The sequence below is a fragment of the Enterobacter sp. HMSC16D10 genome (assembly GCF_001807145.1).
Lineage (GTDB): Bacteria > Pseudomonadota > Gammaproteobacteria > Enterobacterales > Enterobacteriaceae > Enterobacter > Enterobacter roggenkampii.
Genome location: NZ_KV787861.1, coordinates 15,141 through 32,735, shown reverse-complemented (window position 1 = coordinate 32,735; position 17,595 = coordinate 15,141). Strand labels below are relative to the sequence as shown.

The following is a 17,595-nucleotide window of genomic DNA, read 5'->3' as shown; positions in this document are numbered from 1 at the left end:
TCTCATATCAGGAACTTGTTCGCACCTTCCCTAACCTCATAATCACTCCATCCAAATTACTTTTTTTTCCCAGCCGGTAGAGCCTTGGCCCAACAGAGCCTTGTTTCATCCACCTTGCTGTCTACGATTCGACAGGCATCCCAGTTAAGAGATGACCAGTGAGCAATGGCAGAGGCCAACCAGTACCACGGTGCCGTAAACACCGGCTGGCCCCCTTCCTTCGTTTTAAATACCTGGTATCGCATCTTGATCCTCCTGTTTGGGTGAGGCTTAGGCCTCGTAATAGAAATTTTTTGTGTCCGGATAGGGTTTAAAGCAATGAGCCGTGGCTCTCCCCAGGGAAAGCACTGAAGCCTCAGCTTCCGGCGCTTCCTCAGTGTCTTCACGAAATTCCCCGCCAAGTTGCTTCACCCATTCGGCAGCGAGCTGCACACCTTCATCAAAGGGAACTTTGTTCTTTTGAAGCACATCCAGATAGGAAAGCAGCAAGCAGTGAGGCGTAATGACGGCGGTGTTCCAATCGGTTGCGAGCCGTGTTTCGTCCATATCTGCATACCAGGCATCAACCTGATGTTTCAATCCGATCTCGGCCATCATGCCGTGCTTACCGGCGACCTTTCTGCCTTCCTCTACCACATCAACCGGGGCGTCCCAGTAGAGGACTCCCCCGTCCGCTTCTTGGGTCGCACAGGTTGCACCTTGCGGCCAATGCCTCCGTTCCATAACGAGCTCGCAGAGCGTTTGGTTGCCTACAGGAGCCTTGTAGTCCTCATCGAGATTCACCACGATGGTTTCCGGCTCCTGTTCAACCGGTGGCAGGTATCTGGCGACCAGAGGCATTGTCAAAATCACAGCCCCATCCATGTGAAAGGATGTTGGAGCCTTCACTATTCGGTCCATTACCCAGCACCAAGCATGAAGCAACCGATCCTCTACCTTGTCGTCAGCCTCAATCTCTTGAACGAACTGGTTGAAACGAACCTGACTATCCAGAAACAGGCCTGTGCTCTGACACTTATCGCTGATCGTATGAATGAGCTCCGCCTGCTCCAGAAGCATTTCTCGGGTGACTTCCTCCACATCACCAAATGCGTCAAACAACTTTGTCATGTAGTCACGAATTTGCATGTTCTTCCCCCTCGGCATCGAATTGCTTTGCAAGCTCAGGATCACCGGCCCAGCGAAGGGCGTCTCCCATATGCGTGAAAGCGCGTTTATTGTTATCCTGCTTATTCACCCTGACCGGCGTCTTTTGGTCACGAGGCTGTAGTAGCCAGTACCCGGCCTCTTCCCTGATTAGTTCTGCGGCCACCAGAAAGCCGTTCTTCGTTGCAATGATCATCATCAGCTCCCGTGGTTAAGCCAGTAGGCATAGATAGTGATGGCAAGGCCTCCCGCGAGCACAATGACTGCGGCGGTACGCTGGACCCACTTCGATGCACCAAACCGCGCCAGGTGTCTCCCCAGGAACTGGAAAGGTGCTGTCTTTCCGATAGCGCGAATCACCCAGGAGATTGCCAACAGAAGGATGGCTGTGGCCGGGTATATACCAACCCCTAAGAGATTCATCTCTCCGACCGCGAGCTGATAGATGAATGCCAACAGCATGGTTACCGCAGTCAATACAGCTACAACCTTGGTCCCGTTTCGCCAGTCCCACGCTCGACGTGCGTCACTGGTAAAACTCACCATCGAGACAAGGAACGGCATAAATGGCAGGTTCATGCTGGTGGGTTTATCCATGAATGCGTCAAGACCCACAAACATGGCCGTCATCACCACATAGAACAACAGGGCGGGGACAAGCATGTCGCGTAAAGACCGAACCTGGTTGGCGTTCGCGTTTTGAGTATTCGTCGTCATTGTGTTTGCCCCTTCAACATTCCCCATAGCTGACGGTGAAGATCAGCGATTACCTTGTACGTCCCCTTCACTGCTGGTTGCTCAAGGGTCTTGAGCATCCACAAAGCAATAAACAGGCTGGAAAGCAGTGCCACCACCAACTGGATGTTGTGGCTACTCAAATAGACGGCATAGCCGTTTAGGCAGGCACTCAATAGCAACCAGACCCTGGCCGTCATCAGCCCCCAGCGGTGATAGGTCACGAGCAGGTAGGCTGTTACGACAGAACAGAGTGTCATGGCACCAGAAGTGGCTAGGTAAACGACCCATGTACTGGCCTCGCCAGTGACGTAAGTGCCACCAACGGAGAAGGACAAGCCAAAGATCCAAATTGCTGCATTCCGGAGTAGGGCATCAACAATGATGTAACTAGCAGCGAGATTGATAATTCCGCGTTTTAGCATTACCCCCTCCCGTTATTCTGATACCTGCCCAGCTCAGCCCTGAGCCTATTAATTTCTTCCGTGGCTTCGGCCAACTGCTCCCGATACTTCTTGAACTGCTGATATGAATGCCAGGACTGTCCTTTCGATACTGACTTCGTGATGGCGGCGACCTCATCCGGCGTCAACCGGGTGAGCTGCTCTTCCGGATAGATCAGGATGGTGTTGCTGTCCCAGTCAAAGCCTGCGTGAATAGCTTTCACCCCCACTGTAGGGGTTCCACCAATCCCACCTGGCTGGTGGATGACAAGCCTCAAAGGCGCTGAGGCCTTGTGTGGATGAAGGCTATCGAGAGCCTCTTTTGCTTCTTGTAACTCCATAGATTCACCTCATAGTGAAATCAGGCCCCGGAGAGCCTGACTTTCACATGTGAAAGTTAATTTGCCTTCTGCTGTCTGGCAGAAACCCTCAAGGCCAGCGCCTTTTGCATGTCGGGCTGCTGGAAACGCACCTTGGTCCGATCAGGCCAACTGTCCATTTCATTGCACCGCAGGGTGTCTATGGCCGCATCACGGTAAACCTGATAGAAGTCGGTTCCACCTATGGAGTTAATTGCCATCATGGCGGCAAACATCGGGTTACTGTTCATGACGCTTGTAAGAGTCTCGGGGGTCATTGGGGTGTCGCATGACTTGTTGAGGGCAACCAGCAGGTCATTACCAACCAGGGCACAGGCAGCGCATACCTGTTTGGTATCATCCAAGGCCTTCGCGTATTCGTTGTTTGGCTGAGGGACGCTTGAGCAAGCCGACAGGACAAGCAGCCCCGCCAGAAGGCATCCCAATTTAGTTGTAATCTTGATCATCAGTTCTCACTCCACTTTCACATGTGAAAGTTTTTATTGGTTCGCGGAGTCGTCTTGTTGCGACTCAATCATCATTTTTCGCATCACGGCCATGATGGCTTGCGCCGGTTGAGCGCCGCCGAGAAGCTGGCTCTTGCCGGTATGGTTGTCCACTACAAAAGTGGCTGGTGTCCCGTTGACGCCATAGCTCTTGGCTTTCTGGATGTCAGCTTCAACCTTGTCTTCGTACTTTCCTGAGCCGAGGCACTCCCGGAACGCATCCAGATCAGCACCAACACCAGTGACAACAGAGGCCAGGTCAGCAACACCGCCACCATTCCCCTGGGTATGGTGGAAAATGTCGTTAACGAAGACCCAGAAGCCACGGTTGCCCTTCTGCTCAGCAATACATTCAGCGGCCAGAGCTTCCTTGTGAGCTGCCGGGTTATGGAAATCGAGAGGCATGTGCTTCCACTGCCAATTCACATTGCCTTTGCTGGCATCCACAATTTGTTTGGGTGTGTCGTGGAATCGCTTGCAGAATGGGCACTCCATATCGTAGAACTCCACCAGCGTGAACCGAGCACCAAGGTCCCCGTAGATGTGTTTGCCTTCTTCGACCTTCTCAGGTGCTGCCTCGAACTGGGCATACTTCTGATCGATGTCGGCTTGTTGTTTCTGCGCGACAAACTTGTTGATGCTTTCGGCCACAGCAGCTTCAAACTCTGCCTTGCTTTTGAAGGTGACGCCTTCGGCATCCTTCACCTGGTTGACCGTAGACTTCACGTTGGCGATCTCTTGCGCCAGATCCTTCTCTTTCACGAACTGGTAGATCCCGAACCCGGTTCCTACGAGCCCCAAAAGAATGGCGGCAACAACCCCGAGACGTAGTGATTTGGTACTTTGTTCTGTCATATCAAACTGCTCCTATCAGTAAACTTTCACAGCGCTGAGTTCTTGCACGAAGGAACTGGCTTCGAGCTTCGCTCGTTGGGTCAGTCGCCGGATGATGTCTTCGGTTGGTGTGTAGTCCACCAAGTTGCTCTGGTGGATGACGTCTCGCGCCACGGAGTTCAAACTACCCAGGCCATCAATCAGCCCAATGTCTTTGGCCTGCTCCCCGTTCCAGAGCAATCCAGAAAACACCTCTGGGTCGTCTTTCAGTCGATCACCCCGCCCAGCCTTCACTCGTTCGATGAACTGCTGGTGGGTTTTCGATAGAACGCCCTCCCAGAATTTCTTCATGTCAGAGGTAAGAGGGGAGAATGGGTCGAGAAGCGCTTTGTGCTCTCCGGAAGTGATAGCCCGGCGCTCGATGCCGAGCTTGTCCATCAAGCCGGTGAATCCAAACCCCGAGCTGATGACGCCGATAGAACCGACAAGGCTGGCGCGGTCAGCATAGATTTCATCCGCAGCAGAGGCGATGTAGTAACCGCCAGAGGCACCGATGTCATCAATGATGGCGTAGACCTTTTTCTCCGGATGAAGGGCTCGCTGCGCCTTCACTTCGTCATAAATCCGTCCTGCTTGAACCGGGCTACCGCCAGGGCTGTTTATGCGAAGCACGATAGCTTGTGAGTTCGGGTTGTCGAATGCAGCTTGGATGGACGGGATAAGGTGATCAGCATCGGCCAGAGTGCCAGCAGCAATTTCACCACGGATGTTGATATACGCGGTGTGAGGGGCTCCTGCCTTGGCGCTTTGCCACGGCATCCCACCCGGATTAGATGCCAAAATGATGAAGCCGATCATGAGAAGCACGAAACCAGATGCGCGAAGCACACGCAACATGGTCCGCCAGCGCCGGTCTTTCACCTGCTCTTTATGCAGGGTGAACATGTACTTCTCAATGAGTTCTTTCTCCCAGGGGATCTCTTTGTTTTCTGCCATTAGTTTTTCCTTTTGCATGTTTCGATTATCAGTCCCCAGAACTCTTCATCAGCGCTATCAGCCCGGTCTTTGACTTTCTGGTAAACAAGGTTGGTGTTGAGCTGATGCTCACGACAGAACTGAGCAATGTTGCTGTAGGTCCTGTCCAGATAGGTGAAGGGTTTCCCTTTACCTTTTTTCTTGGCGAGGATGAGCTTCCACTCATCATTGGAGAGTTTGTCTGCGGCCTTCCCGGTGTCCGCAATGCGCCTACGCACCGTTACCGGATCAAGTCCATGTGCTCTGGCTATGCTGGCAACGCAGTTGAACTTCCGACCGTCAATCATGACAGTAGGCAAATCACCAGCGGCAGCCTCCTTGAATCGGAAACCTCTGTAACCTGGTTTGAAGATCCCAGGAGCAAGTTGCTCACGGAACTCGATTGCTTGTTCTGACCTGACAAACTTGCTGTCGATTTTGCCGAGCATGTACTTAGCCCGAGCGATTACCTGGTAAAGCGTCTTCTCCAGGAGCATGGCGTCAGCAGCTCGACTCGGAAGACCTATGTCGTCTTCTTGCTCGATACCCAACATTTCTGCATGGCTGGAGCCTTCTGCATGTCGGAAACAGCCGTCGTACTCAAAAAGAAAGGAGGCCAAACCTCCTCTCAGCTTTGCTTTGAACCGGGTGTTGGCCGCGTTCTCTGGCGCTGGTGCCAGCTCGGACACTTCAAGCCCTAAATTTGCGGCCAACTTCCGCAGGTCTTCCTCTCCAATTCGGCATCCAGGCTGCATAACCTGCGCCAGAGCAGATTCATCAGCACATCCGCGTTCTTTCAGCTCAGCCAAGAGGTAGGGAACTCGTACTACCCCCATAAGCTCAAGCTCCCTGAATCGCGTGGACCACCAGCTCACAGAGTTTCCCGTACACAGGAGCAAGGCAGAGTGAAGCCATCACCATGCCAAAGGCTTTCGATGGACCCTCTTTGGCGAACTTGGTCAACCACGGCATCATGCCGCACAGAGCAGCAACCATAGCGCCAGCCACCCCCAGGGAAGGGAATGCCATCACTTGGGCCAGAATGAAGAAACACTGGGCGTATGCCGCATGGGTCATCGCCTTCTTATCTGCTGCCGTGAACTCCACGGCATCTACGCTTTTGACTTTTTCCATCACATTGTCCTCATGCAACATCAGGTTTTCCGAAAAATTTCTCATACACTTCGAGGTCGAAGGCCAGCATGGTCTTTGCCGCCTTTTCACTAAGCTGGTGGAGGCTAAGCATCTGAACCTTGTCAGTGCCGGTCACTTGCAGATCCACCGCGAACCACGTCCCACCTTTGGTCACGGCCAGAACTTGCACCGCCCAGGGCTTATCCAGTCGTTCGGGCGGTGTGATCATGTTCGACACTTTGGCGACCGTCGCGGTTGAACCTACCCAGTGCTTGTCGAACGCAATGACGTTCAACGCTTCAAACGCATCCTTCGCAGCTTTAAACCGGCTCCGGACAGCATCTTGTTGCTTCCAAGCCATGAACTGGAGAAGGGTCATTCCACCAGCCATAAGGGTGAGAAAACTCAAGCCATTGGCGGCAGCTACGACCGTCGCTACCAAGGACCCCAACATGACGAAGCGGTTATGTTTAAGCTGGGCCACTATTCACCTCCTATACCAACCAGCGTACAGGACTTTTCAAAAATGCAACCCCGCCTAGCTGCCCAATTCGGGCAACCCTGATTCAATCCAGAACTTTCACATGTGAAACTTTCCGCCACAGGAACAGGAGGTTTTTACCTGACCAGAACGGATGGATTGATAGCGGTGCCACAGCTTGACCACTTCTTTTTCGCTGAGAAGGTTTGTCTTGATGTAACGGACTCTATCCCCGTCCGCTGTCTCAACAACGGTTCGGACATAGCCGTACTTGGCAACGGGTGCCTTGTACTTGTGTGACAGAATTACCCGGTAAACCGAGAGCTGGATAATGTCCGACTCATAGATGTGGTTTACCTGGCGCAGCTTGGTGTCCAAGGGAATGAGAACCCCATTCTTGGTTTGGTACACCTGATCAACCCTGCCGTGCATGGGCACCGGCTGTGTGGTTGATATGTCCTGTTCGGACAAAAACAGAGTGGCCGAGCGCAGCTCATAAGGCATGTTCTCTGATTTCCACCACGCCCAGGTGTCTCCAATGCCGCGTTTGCGCCATTGGTCCACTTTCGCAATGACGAAAGGGGCGATGATCAGGACGAATATCCAGAGAACTGGCTTCATGACTACCTCCGGCCCCTAAACCACTCTGGATGATTGGATACATCCATGCTCTTAACCTGTGATGAGAAGACCAGTAGCTCTTGGGTCGTCAGGACGGTCTCAGGAGCCCGAGCGATGAAAGGTCTCAGCAATTCAGAACCCGCATAGATATTGATGACCATATGCAATCGCTCTGTTGCTCCAGAAACTCTCCGCCAGCTCCGGTAGGTTTCTGTTGATTTGGCATAGCCAACCAAGGCAGGAGCCAGCGTGTCGGACTCCTTCGTATTCAACTTCCCTTTTGCTGCCTTCGATACGAACTCAGCGATCACCAAAGCCAGCATGTCGGAGGTAAGGTGAAGCGGCAGCTTTATCGTGTCGAAGTCAGCCTGCTTGATGGTGAACAGGCGGATGTGATCGTTGCGGTAGTCACGCACATAGATGACATGACTCTCAAATGGGTTGGAGTGGTTAAAGGCATCCATACCCCAGCCTGCGGCCTCAAGATGTGCGTTTGATACTGACTTGTCGTAATCAAATTCCACGCTATTACTCTCCGTCTTGTCGTTCAGGAACTTTCACATGTGAAAGTTTTCCGTCGGTCATGATGTCCAGGACGGCTTTGCCCAGTCTCATCCCTTTATGGTTTTGAACCGGGTCTCCCTTGTAGAAAAGTCCTGGCTCGTTATCGGGATGGAATACCCCGTGAGGAATGTTGTCGTGATCGCCCAGCCACATGCGTAGCCTCAGATCCACCAGCCACCCATCATCCAGGACAACCCAGAAATGCGGTGTCACGATGTCCTTGGTCTGTTCGTTTCGCACAAAGCCATACATGCAGTCATGAGGTACACCCGCTTCATTGAGTAGGTGGCTTACTGCCCATGTCATACCGTCACATTCCATCTGGCAGTCATCCAAGGTCATAAGGACGGCTTCCAGTTCCCGGTGCCACTCCGTCATTTGCTTGGCCGCAGGTTTTACCACCAGCTCGTTTTTGTTTTCTGCCAAGATGATGTCTTCCTCGTCAATATTGCATTCGTCTATCGCTTCCGAACGGATGGATACCGCTTCATCCCAGTCATCGCTCGATCCGAAAATGCTCCAACCCTCAAGACCGTAATTCACCCATACGATGAACCGCTTTATCGTTTTCATGTGCGGCCCCCTTTAACCGTGCAACGTTCCCACATACTCACCCCTTCAAACCGTAACCCCACCAAAAAGCCACTTCTTGATGATTTCCAATCAGCAGCGGCAGGTTGCCCCTGAACTAACCTCACCGAAAAACCACCTTTAGATTGCTTTCTGGTGCTTATCAAGTTCTCCTGAGTGATTAGTCGTTCTGAAAACTTTACTTTTCACAGTATCATTTTATAATACTGTAAATCATAAAAACAACCCAGTAAAGAAAAAAGAGCGACTTATGTTGAGACGAGAAAACCAAGGAGATTTGTTCGATGACCAGGTGGTGTTGCCATCACTGGAGTCGGTTCTTACCGGCATATCTTCCAGTCAGCGTTGTGACGATAGAACAACGTACTTCTCCGCTCCGGATGTGGACCTGAGTTTGTACGATCACATCATTGTTTGCCTGTCTGGAGGCAAAGACTCGATTGCTGCGTACTTGCGGCTGGTGGACATGGGTGTTGATAAGTCAAAGGTGGAGTTCTGGCACCATGATGTTGATGGTCAGGAAGGCAGTTCGTTGATGGATTGGGCCTTCATGCGTGATTACTGTCGTCAGCTCGGGGAAGAACTGGGTATCCCAATGTACTTCTCGTGGCTTGAGGGCGGCTTTGAGGGCGAAATGCTCAAAGACAATGCCTATAGCCACCCCCATCGTGTAGAGACGCCTGAGGGGCTTCTGGTGCTGCCTAGAGACCATAAGCGCTCTAAGCCTGGTACGCGCCTTCGTTTCCCTCAGCAATCGCCATCACTCCAAACAAGGTGGTGCTCATCAGCCTTGAAGATCGATGTTGGCCGCAGAGCTCTTAATAACCAGGAGCGCTTCAAGGGGAAGAAGATCCTTTTCATCACTGGTGAGCGCCGGGAGGAAAGTGCAAACAGATCCAAGTACAACCAGCTTGAGGCTCATGCCTGTGACAGAAGATATGGGAAGACTGCACGGTTAGTTGATGCCTGGAGGCCCGTTCTTCATTGGACTGAGGAGGAGGGATGGGAAGTAATCGAGCGTCACCGCATCCTGGCCCCAGTCCCTTATCGCCTTGGCTGGAGCCGGTCGTCGTGTATGACCTGCATCTACAACTCACAGCGTATCTGGTCCACGATCCGTCACTACTGGCCTGAACGAGCTGGGAAAATTGCTCAGTATGAACAAACCTTTGGTGTGACGGTATCAAGAAAAAAAATCGACGTAATAGATTTAGGTTCTGCTGTTGCGCCGATACAGATTAGTGATGTTGAGGCATTGGAGCAGGTATCCAGAGAAGATTACACGCTCCCGATTTTTGTGCCGGAGGGGCAGAAGTGGGTTCTCCCTGGTGGCGCATTTGGCCGAGAGGCCTGTGGTTCTGATTGATTTGTGCAGAGGTGGCAATGTTGGATTTTGTTTTTTTGGTGTTTTTGGGGTTGGGCATATCTACGGTGCTGGTGCGTCGGTCTTCCCGTAAGGGGATGGATCTTGAGCTGACATGGCTCCAGTCGTTGAAGGTCGTGCTGGTTCGTGGAGCTGTTGCATTGGGCCTGGGTTTTGGCATTGGCAGGCTTGTATTGATGGGGATGCAGTATGGTTTCCTGAGTGAGTCTGTCCTGAGGGAACATGCACTTGTCTCCGTAGCGGTGGTTCTGATCTGTGGGCTTGGTTCGTTCGTTGCGTTTCAGTGGATCATCGGGAGGATCTCTGGAAGATCGATCAGCGTCGTTTCTGTGATCAAAGCTGTGATGTACGAGTCTGGTTACTTTGTGCTGTCGATGCTTATCTTGTTGGTGATACTCGTCCTGTTCGGCCTTGCATACGAGACTTTTTTCTAAAAAAACAGTGTTGATTATTTTTTGTTCAGTGATCAAAAGGATAAATATAAAGATCTTTAGATCTTTGTATAAAGGATTAAAAACGGTTAAAGACAGGTTAGGCGTTCTAAATCACCACTCAACACATTGATATTACTGGTGTTTTCATATTTATTCCGTGCAACAAACCCATAGGTTGCCGTGCAGCGTTCCCATAGGTTGCCGTGCAACGTCCCCACATACCCTTGGATCTTATCCACTGTTATCCACACGGAACCCCTCTTTTTTCCACAAAATCCTTACAAAACAGAGCTTTCGTGCAGCGTTCCCACATATCAGATCTGGTGTTCGTGCAGTATTCCCACATGTCTAAGGTCATACGTGCAGTCGCCCCATATACAATTTTCTGAACGTGCAACGTACCCACATGTCAATTTTGGTCGTTTTTTGCACCGTGCAGCGTACCCACATATGATCGTGCAGCGTTCCCATATACCAAAACCCCGTTTATGCACAGGAAATGTGGATAACTTTTGGCCTCTTTTTGTGTGCGCGTGATCACTTTATGGACTATTAGAGTCATTTTGACTGCTTTTTTAGGTTTGTCCTGATCTGTCAATCTTTGTTCTGCTTCGTCAATCGTGCAGAGTTCCCATATATCGAGAGGTTCAGGACCTGCTTTCGTGCAACGTACCCACATATCAAATCTCATAACGTGCAGGTCCCCCACATCCTCACCCTTTAACTATCAATACCTTACGGGAACCACTCTACGGGAACCACTGGAGCAGCATGGCACTTATCCTTCGTCGTGGCTTACGCTTGCACGATACTGAGACTCAGCTTGCGACTACCGTGCAGCGATCCCATATATAGAGCCCCAGCCCACGCTGCATCTGGGGTCACGTTCGCTCTATCCGTGCAGCTCCCCCATATGCGGAGGCATTCCGTTTCCGGTCCTGCCTGGTGGGCGTACCTTGTGCGCTTTCTTCTGGCATAAAAAAAGGCGCTGACGCGCCTATCTTTCTTTTCCCTGGGGGGTGGGAGATTCTGGTGGCTATCTCCCCTTACGTTGGGGTTCATCAATGATGTCGTGGTCGATCATGCCGTGCTTGATGGCCCGTAGCTCTGTCTGCTGCTTACGCTTGTTGGACGCCATCACCTGCTTCACGAAGTTCTCATGAGGCCTTATGACGTACCGCACGTCGATGACTCTGCGGCCATCCTTGATCTGGTTCGCGTCGTAGTCGCTTATGACCTCTTGTTTGATGAGGGCCTCCAGAGCGAGCTTCATGGCTCTGACGTTCTCCGGCATCCGTGGGCTCAATTCACGAGGGCTCTGGGTCAGGAAGCTGATAAGCGATGGCGTGTACGGCGAATCTGGTGATGCTTGAGTCCAGTAGTGGCTCATTCGCTTGTAGATGTACCGTGCAAGAGGGGAGCGGATTTGCATTCCGATTTTGTAGTTGTACTGACGAAACGACAGATTCATGATCGATTCGTTTACCAGCGGGTTGAACTGCACATAGCACCTGGCGTTCCCGCCTTTCTTGCGAAACTCACCTCTGGTGGTCAGTCCCACCATCGGGAAGAAGCTGGAGCTGATGAAGGCTTCACCGTCATCACTGATACATTCGAGTGTTGCGCCACGACAAACCTGGATTGCTTCCTTGATTTCGTTCAGGTTGTACCCGTGACCCATCTTCGAGAGCTCTTTCTGGAGTTCGTACAGAGTGAACATGACTCCAGCCTTGCCCTCGATGATATGGCCTTTCCCGTTCACTGCGAGCTTGCGTAGAGCATCCTCAAGGATTTCCTCTCGCTGTCCCGCGTAGATCAGCACGGTTCTTCCGTCATCCTTCTCGATGATGGCTGGCTTCACCTTCACCGTGAAATGCTGGCCTCTGATGGTGCATTGTCGTGTCACTACAGCGTTGGATAAATCTTCATGCTCACGCTTTTGGTCCCAAATGTACTTCGGCAGCGCATCGTAGATCTCGATGGTGTTGGAGTAGTCGTCTTTCTTGGCCGGAGATTCAATGATCTCAAACAGGCTCATTTGCGGTGAGTCTTTGATTACGTCGAGTTTCTCCAGGTCTTTGTCTTTGGTTCTCTTGCTCATGATTGTTCCGTCGATACTTTCTAGCTGGTGGTCCATGCCGCCAGCATTGTCAATGCTCCCGCTGCTACCGTCGCTGAAAACACTAGCTGGTAGATGCGACGCTTAGCCCCCGCAGTGCCGCTCATAAAACGCAGGGCTGCCGCTTCATATCGGAAATGAGCGAACTCACCCCGAAGGGTGCTATCTGTCCCCTGTGGCGATTGTGGGCGCTTTGACAGGGCAGGGCGAGGATGGCTGGCGACTTTCTTGATCATCGCTTCACATTTCCCCAGTTTCGCCAATTCAGTGGCCGCTACAGATGCTGTCATGTTGTCACACCTCGTCGCTATGTGTCTTGTTTAGCTGGCGCTCGTACTCGTTTAGCGCCCGGCGAATTTTTGCTAAGGCAGTGGCGCGTTGTCTTAACACGGCATACCTGGTTTCAACTTGCTGGATCAACTCTTGTGCCCAGACAGGCTCTTTCTTGAAGTGCGACATGCTGTAGGCATGACCGCGACCCTTCTTGATATGTGTCGATAGAACCCTTTTCTTTTGTCCGGGAACTTGTTCGACAAATCTGTTGCGATACCACTCTGCAACGAGTGATACGCCTAGAATGCGAACCCGTGTACCGACACGCCCTTGTTCGTCCTCTGACGCTTCTTCACGCGCTGATTTGTGCGCGTTCCAGTACATGTCCGCTTCCTGCTGCGCCTCGACAGCAAGAACCGCTAAGGCGTGATCCAGTTTGCTCCGTACCTCTGCAACAAACTCTCGTCCCTCTGCCTCTAGCAGATCCTCTGTTATCTCGGATCGTTCTTCTTCGAGCTTCGGATCTAGCAGATCTAGCCATCGCTCTGTTGGTAGACTCACCTCAATACCCTCCCAATTCCTATCCAATTCCTATCCACATAACTATCTATCTGGAATTTAAAGCTGATTATTCCAATACTGGAATCTAGTTCTGTCACTAGGCTAACCCATCTTTGGAATTTGTCAAATTTCCCTCTATCTATCTGGAATCTTGATGCTCTTATTCTTTCACAGCCTCTTTACATATGAATCTATATTTAAAGATTCCAGATATATTGGATATGGCATCAAAGATTCCAAATGCCTCTTTACCACCGTCTCTCGATGCTGGAGGGCAAGCGGTTCTCGATGCGAGGGTAAGGTCTGTTTATCTGAGCCTATCCGTGCAGCGTTCCCATAGGTTCCCTTACTCAACGATCAAAAAGCCACCGAAAAGCAACCTATATGCCCCTTTTGGGCAATTACACAGGCCATCTGTCCCCGCTTTTAGCCTTATTCTCTATCCAACACGCGGCAAGCAATCGAAAAGCAATCTAAAAGCAATCTTTGGAGGATTTCATGAGTCAATTTGTTCTGGGTTTGGATATTGGTTACTCCAACCTGAAAATGGCAATGGGGTATAAAGGTGAGGAAGCTCGCACAGTCGTCATGCCGGTGGGGGCAGGTCCATTGGAACTGATGCCACAACAGTTAACTGGCGGTGCAGGGACCTGCATTCAGGTTGTGATTGATGGAGAGAAATGGGTTGCAGGCGTCGAGCCTGACCGATTGCAAGGATGGGAGCGTGAGCTTCACGGCGACTATCCTTCGACCAATCCATACAAGGCTCTTTTCTACGCTGCACTCCTGATGTCCGAGCAGAAGGAGATCGATGTGCTGGTGACTGGCCTGCCTGTTAGTCAGTACATGGACGTAGAGCGCAGAGAGGCGTTGAAATCTCGGCTTGAGGGTGAACACCAGATCACGCCAAAACGATCGGTAGCGGTTAAGTCTGTCGTGGTTGTACCTCAACCTGCCGGTGCTTACATGGATGTTGTAAGTTCAACCAAAGATGAAGACCTCCTGGAGATTATCCAGGGAGGAAAAACCGTTGTAATTGACCCTGGGTTCTTTTCTGTAGACTGGGTAGCTCTTGAAGAGGGAGAGGTCCGCTATCACTCATCTGGCACCAGCCTCAAGGCGATGTCGGTGTTGCTACAGGAAACGGACCGGCTAATTCAGGAAGACCACGGCGGTGCCCCTGGCATCGAAAAGATCGAGAAAGCTATTCGTGCCGGTAAGGCCGAAATCTTCCTCTACGGTGAAAAGGTATCGATCAAAGACTACTTCAAGAAAGCCTCAACCAAAGTCGCTCAAAACGCCTTGATCCCTATGCGGAAGTCAATGCGTGAGGACGGGATGGATGCTGACGTAGTTCTGCTGGCTGGCGGCGGTGCCGAGGCTTACCAAGATGCGGCCAAGGAGCTTTTCCCTAAGAGCAGGATCGTACTGCCCAACGAATCCGTGGCATCCAATGCCAGGGGCTTCTGGTTCTGCGGCTGATAGATAGGAGGTCGTTGTGGCTGGTAGCAAATGGGATGGAAAAATATCTAATCTGAACATATCGGAGCAAGCCTTTCCGGAGCTCTATCGTGAACTGTCCCAGATGCAGCATAAGGCGCGTAGTGATCGGCTCCGCGCCCTTGCTCTATTGGGTCTTTATTCTCTTCGATTTTCTGGCAACATTGGGTCTTTTGAGCAACAGAGTTCAGAGAGTCAACCTGCACAGCATCAAAATTCGCCAGTGCAGACTGACGCAAAACTGAACTCTCAACGTGATTCACTTAAAGGAAAACTGATGGGCTCCGTATGACATGAAAGACCACGAGGAGTTCTCTACGCTATCAGCGGCTGAACGTAGAGAGTTAATAATCGCAGAGTTAAAGCGTAAAAGCCGCATTCGCACCCTGTTGCGAGGACTCCCGTTAGATGAAGTTCGGGAGATCATTGACAGAATGAAGGGCGTTCTCAATGAACTGGAGGAAGAGTACAAAAAGCGAGAAGAAGAAGAAAAAGAAAAGCGAGCTCAGGCTGAGCGAATAATGAGCGACATGGAATCCTGCGGTGTGGACATCGGCTTGCTCAACGAAATGTTCACGAGCAGATCAGAACCTGATAATGCTAAATATTCAAAAGACGGAGTTTCGTGGAGTGGGCAAGGACGTCGCCCGGATGCTTTCAAGGGGTTGGGAGCTGTCGAGCTGGAGCGCTACCGTATCCCACAGAAGAAGTAAAAAAATGAGCGCCGCAAAGTTTGGGCGCTCATCTTCTGGTCCGAAATGTCATAGTCTACTCAAGCACACTCTTTCTCCCCACCACCATGCCTTCCTTGTTCTTTGCAGAACGGACATTCAACGCAGGTTCTTTGATTAACAGAGGTGAAGTACGTACACTTGCAGTTGTCGCACACCTCCAGCATTGCGTCCCCACTTCTCAGCTCCGAAGCAAGACACCAGGCATCAGTAATATCAAACGGAGCCCACCGAGCACCTTTCATTCCGGGCACTTCTTTGCGGATTGCGTGATACATTCTAAATGCCTTGTTCAAGGCTTTGATGTTCACAGACCGCAACACGGCTTCTCCACCAATGTTGAAGTAGAGCTGCATTAGAAGAGAGGCCTGTATCTTGGATGTGTGACTATGAATCAGTGTCGCACCACCCCGGAAAGTTCTGGATTTTCGTTCCAGAGTATATCCGTCCCTCTCCAGATCCTGGTAAAGCCGTCTGACCTGTTTGTAGGTCAGACCAGTCTCGATCATGATGATTTTTGTGATGTACCCAGCAAGGGCCATGTGTCGAGCTGTAACCCAGCGACCCAATGTACCAGAGTTGCCAATGTTCATCTCCACCTCCCACGTCCCTGTAGAGACTGTGGCAGTTTTTTCAATACCGGGTGTGTTAACTCTTCCCGGCTGTCATCGAGAATTTCTTCAATGATGCTCGGAGCAAAACGAAGCGTAAAATGCGTAACCGTTGTTCCAGACATGTGGCGCAACTGGCTGTCTGTTGCCTTAGCCACCAGCTCCGCAAGCTCTCTCGAAACCCCGAAAACTTCCTTTGCCATCTCCGGGTCTCTCGATGCGACGCGGTTAAATAGCAACCAGTAGGCAGCATCAAATTCATCAACACTATGGTTGATAAAAACTACAGGGTCGTAGTCGCCAGAGAGTCGCGTGATGATGTTCTGCTCTGCTGTTTCGAGTTTGAAAGAGATCAACACGCCAGAGGCCAGAGCTTCCAATTGGGAAGGTGTTGCCAGTGACAGCTTTTGAACGGTGTCCATGCCCAAAGAAAATTGTGAGGCCGCATCATCTGGACGTTCTTTTGCCAGAGTGGATAGCAGGTTCCACAATGTCAGATCGAACTCGTAGACGTTTCTATCAGCTTCTTCTTGATCGAGGTTGACGGCTCTTGCATCCCACGCACCAATAATATCCAGTTCCAACATTCCGCCCCCCTCACAAATCACGAAGGTTGCGATAGATAGCCAAGACTCGGCTACCATAGTTTCTGGCTCGGATTTCGTCTTCCCAGGCGTGATAGCGGCCAACGCCAAGCTCCAAGTCATTTGGAGATGACTGAATGGCTTCTGATAGCACCTCTGCCCCAACCATGACGTTGGTCTCTGGGTCGAGAAGATCTGCTGGAGAAGAAACTCTATGACCATTCCACCGGATGCTCACTTGCATAAACCCGACATCAATGGCACGACCGTACTGCTGCTGAAACTCAGCGAGCTTAGCCTTTGCCTGATCTTCCGACTTAGCATAGAAAGGAAGCCCAGGAACGCGAAGCGTCCAAGGCCAAGGACTTATAGAGCCATTACCTCTCCCTGATGCAGATTCGGCCAATGCGACCGAATACACTAGAAGAGGGTCGAGGTTATATGCTTTCGCTGCTTTGTCGAAGATGGTTCCGCTCAGGTCAATAGCATTCGCTGTTGATGAAAGGAGAGCCGCAGACAGAACTAGCGCCTTGGCTTTGTTCTTCATCAGCTTGCCTCCTTATGTCTGAGGGGTATTTCGTGTTCTTCGTCGTACCGCTCCGGCCAAATCTCAGACGGCTTCACACCCAAAGCTGTAGCTATCTCATGTTCCCAGCGTGGACTGGGCTTATAGAGTGCCGTAGACACCACCTGCCGAGATGTTTTGTGTTTTCTGCCCAATGCGGCCAGAGAAAGCCCCTGGATCTTGAGTTTGTACTTGATCCACTCACGTTTCTTCTCTGGGTCGCTTGGGATGTCTATCAATTGGCATTTATCCATTGTTTGCCACCCTTTAAACTGCGTTGTTAGCCATACAAAAAGTGCGTTATTCGATGAACGCTTTTAGAGTTCTTCTATTGTCACAAACTGACACATTTTGCGCCTTTATAAGCCCAAATAATGATGCTGTAAACAATAAAAAACCTTTAAA

Annotated in this window: 26 protein-coding genes; 5 read left to right on the top strand and 21 right to left on the bottom strand. The window is 51.1% G+C overall.

Going from position 1 to position 17,595, the window contains the following annotated elements; translation table 11 throughout:
• Nucleotides 1-270: 270 nt before the first annotated feature.
• The 14 genes from HMPREF3143_RS07965 to HMPREF3143_RS07900 all read right to left on the bottom strand — a co-directional run bounded on the left by HMPREF3143_RS07965 (nt 271) and on the right by HMPREF3143_RS07900 (nt 8,410).
• Nucleotides 271-1,128, bottom strand: coding sequence for a hypothetical protein (locus HMPREF3143_RS07965; RefSeq protein ID WP_001167032.1), 858 nt, complete (start codon nt 1,126-1,128; stop codon nt 271-273).
• A complete protein-coding gene (locus HMPREF3143_RS07960) occupies nt 1,115-1,345 on the bottom strand; it encodes a hypothetical protein (RefSeq protein ID WP_000972663.1) in 231 nt (76 codons plus the stop codon). Before HMPREF3143_RS07960 ends, HMPREF3143_RS07965 begins: the two co-directional genes overlap by 14 nt.
• Nucleotides 1,345-1,863, bottom strand: a complete 519-nt coding sequence (locus HMPREF3143_RS07955; RefSeq protein WP_000210758.1) for a nitrite reductase — start codon at nt 1,861-1,863, stop codon at nt 1,345-1,347. The genes HMPREF3143_RS07960 and HMPREF3143_RS07955 overlap by 1 nt, the downstream gene beginning before the upstream one ends.
• Nucleotides 1,860-2,306 (bottom strand): Fe3+-siderophore ABC transporter permease, encoded by a 447-nt coding sequence (locus tag HMPREF3143_RS07950; protein WP_000919345.1) that lies wholly within the window; start codon nt 2,304-2,306, stop codon nt 1,860-1,862. Before HMPREF3143_RS07950 ends, HMPREF3143_RS07955 begins: the two co-directional genes overlap by 4 nt.
• Complete coding sequence (locus HMPREF3143_RS07945; RefSeq protein ID WP_000422768.1) at nt 2,306-2,665, bottom strand: hypothetical protein; 360 nt, start codon at nt 2,663-2,665, stop codon at nt 2,306-2,308. Before HMPREF3143_RS07945 ends, HMPREF3143_RS07950 begins: the two co-directional genes overlap by 1 nt.
• Nucleotides 2,666-2,721: 56 nt before the next feature.
• Nucleotides 2,722-3,150, bottom strand: coding sequence for a hypothetical protein (locus HMPREF3143_RS07940; RefSeq protein ID WP_000591074.1), 429 nt, complete (start codon nt 3,148-3,150; stop codon nt 2,722-2,724).
• 33 nt (nt 3,151-3,183) lie between these two features.
• Nucleotides 3,184-4,044, bottom strand: a complete 861-nt coding sequence (locus HMPREF3143_RS07935; protein ID WP_070532531.1) for a DsbA family protein — start codon at nt 4,042-4,044, stop codon at nt 3,184-3,186.
• 15 nt (nt 4,045-4,059) lie between these two features.
• On the bottom strand, nt 4,060-5,019 hold the full coding sequence (locus HMPREF3143_RS07930) for a S49 family peptidase (protein ID WP_000829616.1): 960 nt from the start codon (nt 5,017-5,019) through the stop codon (nt 4,060-4,062).
• On the bottom strand, nt 5,019-5,873 hold the full coding sequence (locus HMPREF3143_RS07925) for a hypothetical protein (RefSeq protein ID WP_000539392.1): 855 nt from the start codon (nt 5,871-5,873) through the stop codon (nt 5,019-5,021). Before HMPREF3143_RS07925 ends, HMPREF3143_RS07930 begins: the two co-directional genes overlap by 1 nt.
• Nucleotides 5,874-5,877: 4 nt before the next feature.
• Nucleotides 5,878-6,171 carry a hypothetical protein gene (locus HMPREF3143_RS07920; protein WP_175441114.1) on the bottom strand — a complete coding sequence of 98 codons (294 nt, stop codon included), beginning with the start codon at nt 6,169-6,171 and terminating at the stop codon, nt 5,878-5,880.
• Between the two features lie 10 nt (nt 6,172-6,181).
• Nucleotides 6,182-6,655, bottom strand: coding sequence for a hypothetical protein (locus HMPREF3143_RS07915; protein ID WP_000057877.1), 474 nt, complete (start codon nt 6,653-6,655; stop codon nt 6,182-6,184).
• Between the two features lie 96 nt (nt 6,656-6,751).
• Nucleotides 6,752-7,273, bottom strand: a complete 522-nt coding sequence (locus HMPREF3143_RS07910) for a hypothetical protein (RefSeq protein WP_000805800.1) — start codon at nt 7,271-7,273, stop codon at nt 6,752-6,754.
• A gap of 2 nt (nt 7,274-7,275) precedes the next feature.
• Complete coding sequence (locus tag HMPREF3143_RS07905; RefSeq protein ID WP_000393784.1) at nt 7,276-7,797, bottom strand: hypothetical protein; 522 nt, start codon at nt 7,795-7,797, stop codon at nt 7,276-7,278.
• A 4-nt stretch (nt 7,798-7,801) separates the two neighbouring features.
• A complete protein-coding gene (locus HMPREF3143_RS07900) occupies nt 7,802-8,410 on the bottom strand; it encodes a hypothetical protein (RefSeq protein WP_000849071.1) in 609 nt (202 codons plus the stop codon).
• Between the two features lie 268 nt (nt 8,411-8,678).
• Between HMPREF3143_RS07900 and HMPREF3143_RS07895 the strand changes: the two genes are divergently transcribed.
• Nucleotides 8,679-9,794 (top strand): phosphoadenosine phosphosulfate reductase domain-containing protein, encoded by a 1,116-nt coding sequence (locus HMPREF3143_RS07895; protein WP_070532525.1) that lies wholly within the window; start codon nt 8,679-8,681, stop codon nt 9,792-9,794.
• Between the two features lie 17 nt (nt 9,795-9,811).
• Nucleotides 9,812-10,246 (top strand): hypothetical protein, encoded by a 435-nt coding sequence (locus HMPREF3143_RS07890; RefSeq protein WP_000883925.1) that lies wholly within the window; start codon nt 9,812-9,814, stop codon nt 10,244-10,246.
• Nucleotides 10,247-11,282: 1,036 nt separating this feature from the next.
• Here the strand turns inward: HMPREF3143_RS07890 and HMPREF3143_RS07880 are convergent.
• From HMPREF3143_RS07880 to mobI, 3 genes are read right to left on the bottom strand one after another with little or no spacing between them, the layout of a single operon-like run.
• Complete coding sequence (locus HMPREF3143_RS07880; RefSeq protein ID WP_000044787.1) at nt 11,283-12,347, bottom strand: RepB family plasmid replication initiator protein; 1,065 nt, start codon at nt 12,345-12,347, stop codon at nt 11,283-11,285.
• A 20-nt stretch (nt 12,348-12,367) separates the two neighbouring features.
• Nucleotides 12,368-12,655, bottom strand: a complete 288-nt coding sequence (locus HMPREF3143_RS07875) for a hypothetical protein (protein ID WP_000127321.1) — start codon at nt 12,653-12,655, stop codon at nt 12,368-12,370.
• Nucleotides 12,656-12,659: 4 nt separating this feature from the next.
• Nucleotides 12,660-13,199: a conjugative transfer protein MobI(A/C) gene (gene mobI / locus HMPREF3143_RS07870; RefSeq protein WP_001447712.1), complete on the bottom strand. Its 540-nt coding sequence runs from the start codon at nt 13,197-13,199 to the stop codon at nt 12,660-12,662.
• Between the two features lie 498 nt (nt 13,200-13,697).
• Between mobI and HMPREF3143_RS07865 the strand changes: the two genes are divergently transcribed.
• Genes HMPREF3143_RS07865 through HMPREF3143_RS07860 form a run of 3 tightly spaced genes read left to right on the top strand, consistent with a single transcriptional unit; the run spans nt 13,698 to nt 15,412 of the window.
• Nucleotides 13,698-14,681 (top strand): ParM/StbA family protein, encoded by a 984-nt coding sequence (locus HMPREF3143_RS07865; protein WP_000077458.1) that lies wholly within the window; start codon nt 13,698-13,700, stop codon nt 14,679-14,681.
• A gap of 16 nt (nt 14,682-14,697) precedes the next feature.
• A complete protein-coding gene (locus tag HMPREF3143_RS24675) occupies nt 14,698-14,991 on the top strand; it encodes a hypothetical protein (RefSeq protein WP_000919078.1) in 294 nt (97 codons plus the stop codon).
• Nucleotide 14,992: 1 nt separating this feature from the next.
• Entirely contained in the window at nt 14,993-15,412 is a 420-nt protein-coding gene (locus HMPREF3143_RS07860) for an H-NS family histone-like protein (protein WP_000651490.1), read from the top strand.
• A gap of 59 nt (nt 15,413-15,471) precedes the next feature.
• On the opposite strand, the gene HMPREF3143_RS07855 is transcribed toward HMPREF3143_RS07860, so the two are convergent.
• From HMPREF3143_RS07855 to HMPREF3143_RS07840, 4 genes are read right to left on the bottom strand one after another with little or no spacing between them, the layout of a single operon-like run.
• A complete protein-coding gene (locus HMPREF3143_RS07855) occupies nt 15,472-16,023 on the bottom strand; it encodes a FlhC family transcriptional regulator (RefSeq protein ID WP_001020646.1) in 552 nt (183 codons plus the stop codon).
• Complete coding sequence (locus HMPREF3143_RS07850) at nt 16,020-16,628, bottom strand: transcriptional regulator (RefSeq protein WP_070532522.1); 609 nt, start codon at nt 16,626-16,628, stop codon at nt 16,020-16,022. The genes HMPREF3143_RS07855 and HMPREF3143_RS07850 overlap by 4 nt, the downstream gene beginning before the upstream one ends.
• A gap of 10 nt (nt 16,629-16,638) precedes the next feature.
• A complete protein-coding gene (locus HMPREF3143_RS07845) occupies nt 16,639-17,172 on the bottom strand; it encodes a transglycosylase SLT domain-containing protein (protein ID WP_000790610.1) in 534 nt (177 codons plus the stop codon).
• Nucleotides 17,172-17,444, bottom strand: a complete 273-nt coding sequence (locus tag HMPREF3143_RS07840; RefSeq protein ID WP_000356489.1) for a helix-turn-helix domain-containing protein — start codon at nt 17,442-17,444, stop codon at nt 17,172-17,174. The genes HMPREF3143_RS07845 and HMPREF3143_RS07840 overlap by 1 nt, the downstream gene beginning before the upstream one ends.
• Nucleotides 17,445-17,595 lie beyond the last annotated feature (151 nt).

Bases quoted from the DNA above. Each gene is read 5' to 3' on its own strand.
- HMPREF3143_RS07965 (WP_001167032.1), bottom strand. From the start codon at position 1,128: ATGCAAATTCGTGACTACATGACAAAGTTGTTTGACGCATTTGGTGAT.
- HMPREF3143_RS07960 (WP_000972663.1), bottom strand. From the start codon at position 1,345: ATGATGATCATTGCAACGAAGAACGGCTTTCTGGTGGCCGCAGAACTA.
- HMPREF3143_RS07955 (WP_000210758.1), bottom strand. From the start codon at position 1,863: ATGACGACGAATACTCAAAACGCGAACGCCAACCAGGTTCGGTCTTTA.
- HMPREF3143_RS07950 (WP_000919345.1), bottom strand. From the start codon at position 2,306: ATGCTAAAACGCGGAATTATCAATCTCGCTGCTAGTTACATCATTGTT.
- HMPREF3143_RS07945 (WP_000422768.1), bottom strand. From the start codon at position 2,665: ATGGAGTTACAAGAAGCAAAAGAGGCTCTCGATAGCCTTCATCCACAC.
- HMPREF3143_RS07940 (WP_000591074.1), bottom strand. From the start codon at position 3,150: ATGATCAAGATTACAACTAAATTGGGATGCCTTCTGGCGGGGCTGCTT.
- HMPREF3143_RS07935 (WP_070532531.1), bottom strand. From the start codon at position 4,044: ATGACAGAACAAAGTACCAAATCACTACGTCTCGGGGTTGTTGCCGCC.
- HMPREF3143_RS07930 (WP_000829616.1), bottom strand. From the start codon at position 5,019: ATGGCAGAAAACAAAGAGATCCCCTGGGAGAAAGAACTCATTGAGAAG.
- HMPREF3143_RS07925 (WP_000539392.1), bottom strand. From the start codon at position 5,873: ATGGGGGTAGTACGAGTTCCCTACCTCTTGGCTGAGCTGAAAGAACGC.
- HMPREF3143_RS07920 (WP_175441114.1), bottom strand. From the start codon at position 6,171: ATGGAAAAAGTCAAAAGCGTAGATGCCGTGGAGTTCACGGCAGCAGAT.
- HMPREF3143_RS07910 (WP_000805800.1), bottom strand. From the start codon at position 7,273: ATGAAGCCAGTTCTCTGGATATTCGTCCTGATCATCGCCCCTTTCGTC.
- HMPREF3143_RS07900 (WP_000849071.1), bottom strand. From the start codon at position 8,410: ATGAAAACGATAAAGCGGTTCATCGTATGGGTGAATTACGGTCTTGAG.
- HMPREF3143_RS07895 (WP_070532525.1), top strand. From the start codon at position 8,679: ATGTTGAGACGAGAAAACCAAGGAGATTTGTTCGATGACCAGGTGGTG.
- HMPREF3143_RS07890 (WP_000883925.1), top strand. From the start codon at position 9,812: ATGTTGGATTTTGTTTTTTTGGTGTTTTTGGGGTTGGGCATATCTACG.
- HMPREF3143_RS07880 (WP_000044787.1), bottom strand. From the start codon at position 12,347: ATGAGCAAGAGAACCAAAGACAAAGACCTGGAGAAACTCGACGTAATC.
- HMPREF3143_RS07875 (WP_000127321.1), bottom strand. From the start codon at position 12,655: ATGACAGCATCTGTAGCGGCCACTGAATTGGCGAAACTGGGGAAATGT.
- HMPREF3143_RS07865 (WP_000077458.1), top strand. From the start codon at position 13,698: ATGAGTCAATTTGTTCTGGGTTTGGATATTGGTTACTCCAACCTGAAA.
- HMPREF3143_RS07860 (WP_000651490.1), top strand. From the start codon at position 14,993: ATGAAAGACCACGAGGAGTTCTCTACGCTATCAGCGGCTGAACGTAGA.
- HMPREF3143_RS07855 (WP_001020646.1), bottom strand. From the start codon at position 16,023: ATGAACATTGGCAACTCTGGTACATTGGGTCGCTGGGTTACAGCTCGA.
- HMPREF3143_RS07850 (WP_070532522.1), bottom strand. From the start codon at position 16,628: ATGTTGGAACTGGATATTATTGGTGCGTGGGATGCAAGAGCCGTCAAC.
- HMPREF3143_RS07845 (WP_000790610.1), bottom strand. From the start codon at position 17,172: ATGAAGAACAAAGCCAAGGCGCTAGTTCTGTCTGCGGCTCTCCTTTCA.
- HMPREF3143_RS07840 (WP_000356489.1), bottom strand. From the start codon at position 17,444: ATGGATAAATGCCAATTGATAGACATCCCAAGCGACCCAGAGAAGAAA.